Raw genomic sequence first — 12,421 nt, forward strand, 5'->3', positions numbered from 1 at the left:
GGCAGGCCGGCTGATGGCTGTCCACACCAGCCAGTCGGTGGCGAAGGCCGCGGGCGACGACGTCGCCCGCGGCCGGAGCCGCGGTACTGGCAACCCCCCGCCGCCGAGCAGGCTCCGGCGGGCTCTGTCGACGCACTGGTACGCCTGGACGATGGTGGCCCCGGTCGTCGTCGTGATCGGCGTGATCATCGGGTACCCGCTGGTCCGCGGCATCTACCTGTCGCTGACGGACGCCAACGAGCGCAACGTCGCGCGGTCCATCGGTGTCAACCACATGCCCGCCACGTACGAGTTCGTGGGCCTGGACAACTACACCGCCGCGCTCACCGGTGACCAGTTCCTCGGCACGCTCGGGTGGACCCTGGTGTGGACGGTCTCCTGCGTGGCCATCACCTTCGCCCTCGGCATGGCGCTCGCGAACATCCTCAACCGCAGGATCGCCGGCCGCTCCGCCTACCGGATGGCCCTCATCCTGCCCTGGGCCATCCCCGGCTTCGTCTCCGTCTTCGCCTGGCGCTTCCTCTACAACGAGGACCGCGGGCTGCTCAACAAGATCCTCTCCGGCGGCGGTTTCGACGGCATCGCCTGGCTCGACGACCCCACCTGGGCGAAGATCTCCGTCATCGCCGTCAACGTGTGGCTCGGTGTGCCGTTCATGATGGTCGCCCTCCTCGGCGGGCTCCAGTCCATACCCAGCGAGCACTACGAGGCCGCCGAGATGGACGGCGCCACCGCCTGGCAGCGCTTCCGCCACATCACGCTGCCCGGACTGCGGCCCGTCTCCACGACGGTGATCCTGCTCTCCACCATCTGGACCTTCAACATGTTCCCGGTGATCTACCTGCTGACCCGCGGCGGACCCGGCGAGGCCACCCAGATCCTGGTCACCCAGGCGTACAAGTTCTCCTTCGAGATCAGCCCGCGCGACTTCGCGCAGTCCTCCACCTGGGGCGTGCTGATCCTCGTACTCCTGCTGCTCTTCGCCACCGTGTACCGGCGAGTCCTCCGCACCCAGGGAGACGACTGGTGACCACCACCGCACCCACCCCCGCCGCGCGGCACTCCGCGCCCAAGGTCCGGCGGCGCGGCGAGCGTTCACCGCTGGCCTCCACCGCACTGCACCTGACGCTGATCGTCGCGTCCGTGATCGCGGTCTTCCCCGTGCTCTGGGTCCTGCTCACCTCGCTGAAGCCCGCCGCGTTCGCGACCACCACGGACTTCTTCAAAGAGACGACGTTCGAGAACTACACGAACCTGCTCCAGAACACGAAGTTCCTGACCTGGTTCGGCAACTCGGTGGTCGTCGCCGGTCTCACGACTCTGATCGGCGTGATCGTCTCCGCCTCCACCGGCTACGCGGTCAGCCGCTTCCGCTTCCCCGGCAAGCGCGGACTGATGTGGACGCTGCTGATCACCCAGATGTTCCCGGTCGCCGTCCTCATCGTGCCGATCTACAACATCATGGCGGGCATGGGGCTGCTCAACAAGCCCGCCGGTCTGGTCATCACCTACCTCACCATCTCGGTGCCGTTCTGCGCCTGGATGATGAAGGGCTTCTTCGACACCATCCCGCGCGAGATCGACGAGTCCGGCCAGGTCGACGGCCTCACCCCGTTCGGCACGTTCTGGCGGCTCATCCTGCCGCTGGCCAAGCCGGGCCTCGCCGTCACCGCGTTCTACTCCTTCATCACCGCCTGGGGCGAGGTGGCGTACGCCTCCGCCTTCATGGTGGGCGAGGACAACCTCACGCTCGCGGGCGGACTGCAGCTGTTCGTCAACCAGTACGGGGCGCAGTGGGGTCCGATGACCGCCGCGTCCGTGCTCATCGCGATACCCGCGGCCCTGGTCTTCCTGTTCGCGCAGAAGCACCTCGTCACCGGCATGTCCGCCGGAGCCGTCAAGGGCTGACGGCCACCCGCAGCAGCACGACCCGCACGCACCAGTCACGGTGGCGCCGGCATCCCGACCCGGTCCCGGCGCCACTCCCCACCCAGACACCCCAGGGACGACATGACCCAGCACCTCGCTGCCCCCTCCACCGGCACGTCCGACGGCGCCCCGGGCCACCGCACCGGCTGGTGGCAGGACGCGGTGATCTACCAGGTCTATCCGCGCAGCTTCGCCGACGGCAACGGCGACGGCATGGGCGATCTCGCAGGCGTCACCGCCCGGCTCCCGTACCTCAAGGACCTCGGCGTCGACGCGGTGTGGCTCAGCCCCTTCTACGCCTCCCCGCAGGCCGACGCGGGCTACGACGTCGCCGACTACCGGGCCATCGACCCGATGTTCGGCACCCTGCTGGACGCCGACGCCCTGATCAGGGACGCCCACGACCTGGGCCTGCGGATCATCGTCGACCTGGTGCCCAACCACTCGTCCGACCAGCACGAGTGGTTCAAGCGCGCGCTCACCGAGGGCCCCGGCTCCGCCCTGCGCGAGCGCTACCACTTCCGCGCCGGCAAGGGCGCCGACGGCGAACTCCCGCCCAACGACTGGGAGTCCATCTTCGGCGGACCGGCCTGGACCCGGACCACCGACCCGGACGGCACCCCCGGCGAGTGGTACCTCCACCTCTTCGCGCCCGAGCAGCCCGACTTCAACTGGGAACACCCCGCCGTCGCCGACGAGTTCCGCTCGATCCTGCGCTTCTGGCTCGACATGGGCGTCGACGGCTTCCGCGTCGACGTCGCCCACGGCCTGGTCAAGGCCGAGGGGCTCCCGGACCTGGGCACGCACGACCAGCTGAAGCTGCTCGGGAACGACGTCATGCCGTTCTTCGACCAGGACGGTGTGCACGAGATCTACCGCAGCTGGCGCACCATCCTCGACGAGTACCCCGATGCGATGGGGCCCGAAGGGCCTTCGTCAGAGGGGCGGCGGCGGGCGACGGGCGGGCGGATCGCGGTCGCCGAGGCCTGGACCCCGACCGTCGAGCGCACCGCCAACTACGTGCGCCCCGACGAGATGCACCAGGCCTTCAACTTCCAGTACCTGGCGACCGCCTGGGACGCCGCCGAGCTGCGCACCGTCATCGACACCTCGCTGAACGCCATGCGTCCGGTCGGCGCCCCCACCACCTGGGTGCTCTCCAACCACGACGTCACCCGGCACGCCACCCGGTTCGCCAACCCGCCCGGCCTCGGCACCCAGATCCGGACCGCGGGCGACCGCGAACTGGGCCTGCGCCGGGCCCGTGCGGCCAGCCTGCTGATGCTGGCGCTGCCCGGCTCCGCCTACGTCTACCAGGGCGAGGAGCTCGGCCTGCCCGACGTCACCGACCTGCCCGACGAGGCCCGCCAGGACCCGTCGTTCTTCCGGGCCGAGGGCCAGGACGGCTTCCGCGACGGCTGCCGGGTGCCGATCCCGTGGACCCGCGAGGGCAGCAGCCACGGCTTCGGCGACGGCGGCAGCTGGCTGCCGCAGCCCGCCGGCTGGGGCGAGCTCAGCATCGAGGCGCAGACCGGCGAGGCCGGCTCCACCCTGGAGCTGTACCGTGCCGCGCTCGCCGCCCGCCGGGTGCACCCCGGGCTCGGCGCCGGCACCGCGGTGGAGTGGCTCGACGCCCCCGAGGGCGTCCTGGTCTTCGCCCGCCCCGGCTTCGTCTGCACCGTGAACACGACGGGCGCCCCGGTCCGCATCCCCGTACGCGGCAGCGTCCTGCTGTCCAGCACCCCGGTCCACACCGACGGTGCCGAGGCCGAGCTGCCCGCCGACACCACGGTGTGGTGGACGGTGTGACCGTCCCCCCGCCCAGGGCCGGCACCGCGCTGAGGCTCTCGGACATCGCCGGGCAGGCCTCGGTCAGCGAGGCGACCGTCAGCCGGGTGCTCAACGGCAAGCCGGGCGTCGCGGACACCACGCGTCAGCGGGTGCTCGCGGCGCTCGACATCCTGGGCTACGAACGTCCGGTACGACTGCGGCAGCGCAGCGCCGGGCTGATCGGACTGGTGACGCCCGAGCTCACCAACCCGATCTTCCCGGCGTTCGCGCAGTCCGTGGAGCAGGTCCTGGCCGGGCACGGCTACACGCCGGTGCTCTGCACCCAGCTGCCCGGCGGCGCCACCGAGGACGAGCTCGTCGAGCAGCTCGTCGAACGCGGCGTCGGCGGCATCGTGTTCCTCTCCGGACTGCACGCCGACACCTCGGCCGACCCGGCGCGCTACGCCGCGCTGACCGACCGCGGCGTGCCGTTCGTCCTGATCAACGGCTACAACGAGCGGATCAGCGCCCCGTTCGTCTCGCCCGATGACAACGCTGCCGTACGGATGGCCGTGGGCCACCTCGCCGAACTCGGCCACCGCCGGGTGGGCCTGGCCATCGGACCGCAGCGCTACGTGCCCTCCCGCCGCAAGCGGGACGGGTTCGTGGACGCCGCGGTCTCGCTGCTGGGCCTCGACCGGAGCGAGGCCGAACTCCTGGTGTGCTCGACGCTGTTCAGCGTCGAGGGCGGCCAGGTGGCGGCCGGCGCGCTGCTCGACCAGGGGTGCACGGGCATCGTCTGCGGCAGCGACCTGATGGCGCTGGGCGTGGTGCGGGCCGCCCGGGACCGCGGACTCGACGTCCCGCGCGACGTGTCCGTGGTCGGCTTCGACGACTCGCAGCTCATCGCGTTCACCGACCCGCCGCTGACCACGGTCCGCCAGCCCGTCCAGGCGATGGCGGCGGCCGCGGTGGGCGCCCTGCTGGAGGAGATCGGCGGAAGTCCCGTGCAGCGCACGGAGTACGTCTTCCAGCCGGAGCTGGTGGTACGGGGGTCCACGGCGGCTCTGCGCAGCGCCTGAGGCGTACCCGCGGGGGAGCGGGAGAGGGAAGAACGGCGAGGTCCTGGGTCCGGAGGGGGGATCCGGGGCCTCGCCGTGCGTGCGGGCGCCCCCGGACCGGGCCCGGGCGTGCAGGAGGGGCACCGGGAGTCGACCCGGACGGGTCGGCGGGGAGTGTGACCCCCAGGTGCCCCTCTTGTACGTGACCGGCCCGGCCGGCCGGGCGCGTGGGGCCCGAGGCATCGGGACCCCCGGCCGACCGGACCGGAGTCGGGAGAAACGTAACAGCGCTGCAATGTCTTGCGTAAGACCTTGCAGGAAGAAATCTGCGGTATTTCGCGGATGTGAGCAGCTCATGTCCAAAGGGTTGACCGGGACTCGGCGGGCTCGTACGGTCTCCCCGCGGCAAGTTTTGCATTCTTGCAGCAAGAACATTCAGGAGCCTTGAGGGCAGGGCGCGTTGCCGTGAGAGGCCTCGTCACCGTCACCCGCATTTCCCCCACCGCAGGAGGAAAGACATGGCACGCAGACCCCTGTCTGCAGCGCTCGCGCTGATAGCGGGCGCCGCCGCCCTCGTGGTCCCCGCCACGAACGCGCAGGCCTCCGCTCCGGGTTCCAAGGACGTCACCGCCGTGCTCTTCGAGTGGAAGTTCGACTCGGTGGCCAAGGCGTGCACCGACTCCCTCGGCCCGGCCGGCTACGGCTTCGTACAGGTCTCCCCGCCGCAGGAGCACATCCAGGGCGGCCAGTGGTGGACCTCGTACCAGCCGGTCAGCTACAGGATCGCCGGACGGCTCGGCGACCGCACCTCGTTCGCGAACATGGTCAGCACCTGCCACAGCGCGGGCGTCAAGGTCGTGGCCGACTCGGTCATCAACCACATGTCGGCCGGTTCCGGCACGGGCACGGGCGGGTCCTCGTACAGCAAGTACGACTACCCCGGCCTGTACTCGGTCAACGACATGAACGACTGCCAGTCGCAGATCAACAACTACGGCGACCGCGCCAACGTCCAGAACTGCGAACTCGTCGGCCTCGCCGACCTGGACACCGGTGAGGACTACGTCCGCGGAAAGATCGCCGGATACCTCAACGACCTGCTCTCGCTCGGCGTCGACGGATTCCGCATCGACGCGGCCAAGCACATCCCCGCCGGTGACCTCGCCAACATCAAGTCCCGGCTGAGCAACTCCGGGGTCTACTGGAAGCAGGAGGCGATCTACGGCGGTGGCGAGGCCGTCTCGCCCGACGAGTACGCCGGCACCGGCGACGTCCAGGAGTTCCGCTACGCCCGCAGCCTCAAGCAGGTCTTCAAGAACGAGAACCTCGCCAACCTGAAGAACTTCGGCGAGGGCTGGGGCTTCATGTCCTCCTCGAAGGCCGCGGTGTTCGTCGACAACCACGACACCGAGCGCAACGGCGAGACGCTGAACTACAAGGACGGCGCCGACTACACGCTCGCCAGCGTGTTCATGCTGGCCTGGCCCTACGGCTCGCCCGACGTCCACTCCGGCTACGAGTGGTCCGACAAGGACGCCGGTCCGCCCGGCGGCGGCACGGTGAACGCCTGTTACAGCGACGGCTGGAAGTGCCAGCACGCCTGGCGCGAGATCGCCTCCATGGTCGGCCTCCGCAACACCGCCCGCGGTGAGGCCGTCACCAACTGGTGGGACAACGGCGGCGACCAGATCGCCTTCGGCCGCGGTTCCAAGGCGTACGTCGCGATCAACCACGAGGGCTCCTCGCTGACCCGTACGTTCCAGACCTCGCTGCCCGCCGGCGACTACTGCGACATCCAGTCCGGCAACGGCGTCACGGTCAACGGCTCCGGCCAGTTCACCGCCACGCTCGGCGCCAACACCGCCCTCGCCCTCCAGACGGGCGCCCGCACCTGCACCGGCGGCGGCACCGGACCGACGGACCCGACCGACCCCGGTACGGGCACGTCCGGCGCCTCGTTCGGCGTCAACGCCACCACCCAGCCCGGCCAGAACATCTACGTCACCGGCAACCAGTCCGCCCTCGGCAACTGGAACCCGGCGTCCGCACCGAAGCTCGACCCGGCCACGTACCCCGTCTGGAAGCTCGACGTGAGCCTGCCCGCCGGTACGACGTTCGAGTACAAGTACGTCCGCAAGGACGCGAACGGCAACGTCACCTGGGAGAGCGGAGCCAACCGCACGGCCACCGTGCCGGCCTCCGGCAAGGTCGCCCTGACCGCGGATGTCTGGCGCGGCTGACCCCCTCGGCGCCACCCACCGGACGGGCCCTCACCGGCCCGTCCGGCCCCGTACCCGCACACCCCTTCGAGGAGAGCCCGAGTGATACGTCCGTCCCCGCGCGTGCCCGCGAGAAGAACGGCCGTCGCCGTCGTCGCGGCCGCCCTGTGCGCGGCCCTCGTGCCCGCGCTGCCCGCCGCCGCGGCCCGGCCGCCCGCCGCGCCGTCGGACGCGAAGCTGGCAGCCACGCCCGGCCGCCACGACCTGACCCGCGAGCAGTTCTACTTCGTCATGCCCGACCGGTTCGCCAACGGCGACACCGGCAACGACAGAGGCGGGCTGACCGGCTCGCGGCTGGAGACCGGGTACGACCCCACCGACAAGGGGTTCTACCAGGGCGGCGACCTCAAGGGGATGACCAGCCGCCTCGACTACATCAAGGGGCTCGGCACCACCGCCATCTGGCTGGCCCCGATCTTCAGGAACCGCCCCGTCCAGGGCACCGGCAAGGACGCGTCGGCCGGCTACCACGGCTACTGGATCACCGACTTCACCCAGGTCGACCCGCACTTCGGGACCAACGCCGACCTGACGAAGCTGATCGACCAGGCCCACCGCAAGGGCATGAAGGTCTTCTTCGACGTCATCACCAACCACACCGCCGACACCGTCGACTACGCCGAGAAGACCTACGGCTACAAGCCCAAGGGCGCCTACCCGTATCTCGACCGGAACGGCCGGCCCTTCGACGACGCCGCCGGCATGGCGAAGACGGACGCCGACTCCTTCCCGTACAAGCCGGTCACGACCGGCGGCAAGACGCCGTCCTGGCTCAACGACCCGACGATGTACCACAACCGCGGCGACTCGACCTATGCCGGCGAGTCCACCACGTACGGCGACTTCTCCGGGCTCGACGACCTGTGGACCGAGCGTCCCGAGGTCGTCTCCGGCATGGAGAAGATCTATGAGAAGTGGGTCCGCGACTTCGACATCGACGGCTTCCGGATCGACACCGTCAAGCACGTCGACATGGACTTCTGGACCCAGTGGGCGACCGCGCTCGACACCTACGCGGCCAAGCACGGCCGCGAGGACTTCTTCATGTTCGGCGAGGTCTACTCCGCCGACACCGCGATCACGTCCCCCTACGTCACCCAGGGGCGGCTGGACGCGACGCTCGACTTCCCCTTCCAGGAAGCGGCCCGCCAGTACGCCTCGCAGGGTGCCCCGGCCTCGAAGCTCGCCGCCGTCTTCGGCGACGACTACCGGTACACCACCGACAAGGCCAACGCCTACGAGCAGGTGACCTTCCTCGGCAACCACGACATGGGCCGCATCGGGACCTTCCTCAAGCAGGACAACCCGAAGGCCGACGACGCGGAGCTGGTCAAGCGCGCCGAGCTCGCCAACGAGCTGATGTTCCTCAGCCGCGGCAACCCCGTCGTCTACTACGGCGACGAGCAGGGCTTCACCGGCGCGGGCGGCGACAAGGACGCCCGCCAGACGATGTTCGCCTCGAAGACCGCGGACTACCTCGACGACGACGAGCTCGGCACCGACCGCACGCACGCCTCCGACGCGTACGACACAAGTCACCCGCTCTACCGGTCCATCGCCGCGCTCTCCGAGCTGACCGCGAAGAACCCGGCGCTGCGCGACGGCGTCCAGACCGAGCGCTACGCCGAGGGCTCCGTCTACGCCTTCTCCCGTACGGACCCCGAGCGCGGCAACGAGTACGTCGTCGCCACCAACAACGGCACCGCGGCGAGGACCGTCGAGCTGTCCACCGAATCCGCCGGAATGAACTTCCGTACGCTGTACGGCGGTTCCGGCACGGTCCGCAGCGGCGCCGACAAGAGGATCACCGTCACCGTGCCGGCTCTGTCCAGCATCGTGCTGCGCGCCGAGAAGCCGCTGGGCGGCCCCGTGGCCAAGCCCTCCCTCACGCTGAAGGCACCGGCCGCCGGAGCCACCGGCACCGTCGAGATCAGTGCCGACGTGGACGGCGGCTCCCTCAACCGGGTCGTCTTCGCCGCCCAGACCGGCAACGGCAGGTGGACCACGCTCGGCACCGCCGACCACGCCCCGTACAAGGTCACCCAGACCATCGGTGACACCGTCGCCGCCGGCACACCGCTGCGCTACAAGGCCGTCGTCGTCGACCGCACCGGACGCACCGCGAGCGCGCTCGCCGCGTCGGCCGCCGGACAGGCCCCCGCCCCGGCGAAGCCCGTCGCCGTCGAACGCGACTACGCAGTCGTCCACTACAAGCGCGCCGACGGCGACTACGACGGCTGGCAGGCCAGGTCCGGCGACACCACCGCCGCCTTCACCGGGCGGGACGCCTACGGCGCCTTCGCCTGGATCAAGGTGCCGGAGGGCGCTTCCTCGGTTCCGTACACCGTCGAGAAGGCCGGTACGGCAGACGGAGCGGAGCGCACCGTCGACCTCGCGAAGACCGGACAGGTCTGGATCGAGCAGGGCAAGGACGGCCAGGCCGACACCGCCCCCGACGGCGCCTACCCCGCACCCGACACCACCAAGGCCGTCCTGCACTACTACCGGGCCGACGGCGACTACGACGGCTGGGGCCTGCACACGTGGACCGGCGCCAAGGAACCGACCGACTGGTCCAAGCCGCTCCAGCCGGTGAAGAAGGACGCCTCCGGCGTCACCTTCGAGGTCCCGCTCGCCGACGGGGCCACCTCGCTCAGCTACATCCTGCACCGCGGTGACGAGAAGGACCTGCCCAGCGACCAGTCACTCGACATCGCGAGCTACGGCCACGAGGTCTGGATGCTCGGCGGCACGGCCGGCTATCTGCTCCCGCAGACGGGCGGAGTCCCCACCCCCGACCTCACCAAGGCCGAGGCGCAGTGGATCGACTCCGACACCGTCGTCTGGAAGGTGAAGGCCACCGAGGCCACCAGCCAGCAGCTCGTCTACGCGTCGGACGGCGGGATCTCCGTCGTCGACGGCGCACTCTCCGACGAGGGCCAGTGGCTGCGGCTCAGCCCCTCCGCACTGACCGACGCGCAGAAGGCGAAGTACCCGCACCTCAAGGACTACCCCGCCTTCACCGTCGACGCCCGTGACCGGGACAGGGTCCGCGAGGCCCTGCGCGGCCAGCTGATCGCCACCCAGCGTGCCGCCAACGGTGCCCTGCTCGCCGCCACCGGCGTCCAGAGCGCCGGCGTGCTCGACGACCTCTACGGGACGAAGGCGGCCGGCGCCTCCCTCGGCCCGGTCTTCCGGCACGGCACCCCCACCCTGTCCGTCTGGGCGCCCACCGCCCGCACCGTCTCCCTGGAACTCGACGGGAGGACCGTCCCGATGCGGCGCGACGACCGCACCGGCGTCTGGTCCGTCACCGGGAAGAAGAGCTGGAACGGCAAGCCCTACCGGTACGCCGTGGACGTCTTCGCGCCCACCGTCCAGAAGCTCGTCACCAACAAGGTCACCGACCCCTACTCCACCGCCCTGACCACCGACTCCGCCCGGAGCCTCGTGGTCGACCTCGACGACGGCAGGCTCGCGCCCAGGGGCTGGGACGGGCTGCGCAAGCCCGCCGCCGTGCCGCTGCGCGACGCACAGATCCAGGAACTCCAGATCCGCGACTTCTCCATCGCGGACCCCACCTCCAAGCACCCCGGTGAGTACCTGGCCTTCACCGACACCCGCTCCGACGGGATGAAGCACCTCAAGGAGCTCGCCGACTCCGGCACCAACTACGTCCACCTGCTGCCCGCCTTCGACATCGGCACCATCCCCGAGAAGAAGAAGGACCAGCAGAAGCCCGCCTGTGACCTGTCCGTCTACGCCCCCGACTCCGAGGAGCAGCAGGCCTGCGTGGCGAAGGCCGCCGCGAAGGACGCCTTCAACTGGGGCTACGACCCGCTGCACTACACCGTCCCCGAGGGCTCCTACGCCTCCGACCCCGACGGCACCCAGCGCACCGTCGAGTTCCGGCAGATGGTGCAGGGGCTGAACGGCGCCGGGCTGCGGACCGTCATGGACGTCGTCTACAACCACACCGTCGCCTCCGGCCAGGACGGCAAGTCCGTCCTCGACCGGATCGTGCCCGGCTACTACCAGCGGCTCCTGGAGGACGGCACGGTCGCCACCTCCACCTGCTGTGCCAACACCGCGCCCGAGAACACCATGATGGGCAAGCTCGTCGTCGACTCCATCGTCACCTGGGCCAAGGAGTACAAGGTCGACGGCTTCCGCTTCGACCTGATGGGCCACCACCCCAAGGCCAACATCCTGGCCGTCCGCAAGGCACTCGACGCGCTGACCGTCGCCAGGGACGGCGTCGACGGGAAGAAGATCATCCTGTACGGGGAGGGCTGGAACTTCGGAGAGATCGCCGACGACGCCCGCTTCGTCCAGGCCACGCAGAAGAACATGGCCGGCACCGGCATCGCCACCTTCTCCGACCGGGCCCGCGACGCCGTGCGCGGCGGCTCCCCGTTCGACGAGGACCCCGGCGTGCAGGGCTTCGCCACCGGCCTCTACACCGACCCCAACACCTCCACCCACAACGGCACCGAGGCCGAGCAGAAGGCCCGGCTGCTCCACTACCAGGACCTGATCAAGGTCGGACTCACCGGCAACCTCGCCGGCTACACCTTCACCGACTCCTCCGGCACCACGGTCAAGGGCTCGGGCGTCGACTACAACGGAGCCCCGGCCGGATACGCCGCCGCCCCCGGTGACGCCCTCGCCTACTCCGACGCCCACGACAACGAGACGCTGTACGACACCCTCGCCTTCAAGCTCCCGGCGGGCACCTCGGCAGCCGACCGGGCCCGGATGCAGGTCCTGGCCATGGCGACGGCCACCCTCTCCCAGGGTCCCTCGCTCTCCCAGGCCGGCACGGACCTGCTGCGCTCCAAGTCCCTGGACCGCAACTCCTTCGACAGCGGCGACTGGTTCAACGCCCTGCACTGGGACTGCCGCGCGGGCAACGGCTTCGGCCGCGGACTGCCGCCCGCAGCCGACAACCAGGCCAAGTGGCCCTACGCCAGGCCGCTGCTGGCCAACGCCGCGATCAGCCCCGGCTGCGCACAGATCGACGGTGCTTCGGCCGCGTACCAGGACCTGCTCACCATCCGCGCCACGGAGAAGGACTTCGGCCTCTCCACCGCCGGCCAGGTGCAGTCCACCCTCTCCTTCCCGCTCTCCGGCAAGGACGAGACCCCGGGCGTGATCACCATGCGGCTCGGCAGGCTGGTCGTCGTCCTCAACGCCGCCCCCGGAGCCACCACCCAGAAGGTCGCCGCCCTGGCCGGGAAGTACTACGCCCTGCACCCCGTCCAGGCGGCGGGCGCGGATCTTACCGTCAAGAAGTCGACGTACGAGAGGAGTTCGGGAAGCTTCACCGTTCCGGGACGGACGGTGGCAGTGTTCTCGCTGCGCTGACCCGCAACGGGACTA

General features: G+C 70.3%; 6 protein-coding genes. All 6 read left to right on the forward strand.

What is annotated here, in order from left to right; genetic code table 11:
* Positions 1-13: 13 nt before the first annotated feature.
* The 6 genes from OG521_28470 (at position 14) to pulA (ending at position 12,406) form a co-directional block, all read left to right on the forward strand.
* Positions 14-1,030, forward strand: a complete 1,017-nt coding sequence (locus OG521_28470; GenBank protein WUW24484.1) for a sugar ABC transporter permease — start codon at positions 14-16, stop codon at positions 1,028-1,030.
* Positions 1,027-1,908, forward strand: coding sequence for a carbohydrate ABC transporter permease (locus OG521_28475; protein ID WUW24485.1), 882 nt, complete (start codon positions 1,027-1,029; stop codon positions 1,906-1,908). Before OG521_28470 ends, OG521_28475 begins: the two co-directional genes overlap by 4 nt.
* 102 nt (positions 1,909-2,010) lie before the next feature.
* Positions 2,011-3,738, forward strand: a complete 1,728-nt coding sequence (locus OG521_28480) for a glycoside hydrolase family 13 protein (protein ID WUW24486.1) — start codon at positions 2,011-2,013, stop codon at positions 3,736-3,738.
* Positions 3,723-4,781 (forward strand): LacI family transcriptional regulator, encoded by a 1,059-nt coding sequence (locus OG521_28485; protein WUW24487.1) that lies wholly within the window; start codon positions 3,723-3,725, stop codon positions 4,779-4,781. The genes OG521_28480 and OG521_28485 overlap by 16 nt, the downstream gene beginning before the upstream one ends.
* A gap of 497 nt (positions 4,782-5,278) precedes the next feature.
* A complete protein-coding gene (locus tag OG521_28490; protein WUW24488.1) occupies positions 5,279-7,000 on the forward strand; it encodes an alpha-amylase family glycosyl hydrolase in 1,722 nt (573 codons plus the stop codon).
* A gap of 81 nt (positions 7,001-7,081) precedes the next feature.
* Positions 7,082-12,406: a pullulanase-type alpha-1,6-glucosidase gene (gene pulA, locus OG521_28495; GenBank protein WUW24489.1), complete on the forward strand. Its 5,325-nt coding sequence runs from the start codon at positions 7,082-7,084 to the stop codon at positions 12,404-12,406.
* Positions 12,407-12,421: the final 15 nt, after the last annotated feature.

It is taken from the genome of Streptomyces sp. NBC_01463, from assembly GCA_036227345.1.
GTDB lineage: Bacteria > Actinomycetota > Actinomycetes > Streptomycetales > Streptomycetaceae > Streptomyces.

What these genes read in the sequence shown, in the direction of transcription:
- OG521_28470 (WUW24484.1), top strand. Translation starts at nt 14, where the DNA reads ATGGCTGTCCACACCAGCCAGTCGGTGGCGAAGGCCGCGGGCGACGAC.
- OG521_28480 (WUW24486.1), top strand. Translation starts at nt 2,011, where the DNA reads ATGACCCAGCACCTCGCTGCCCCCTCCACCGGCACGTCCGACGGCGCC.
- OG521_28490 (WUW24488.1), top strand. Translation starts at nt 5,279, where the DNA reads ATGGCACGCAGACCCCTGTCTGCAGCGCTCGCGCTGATAGCGGGCGCC.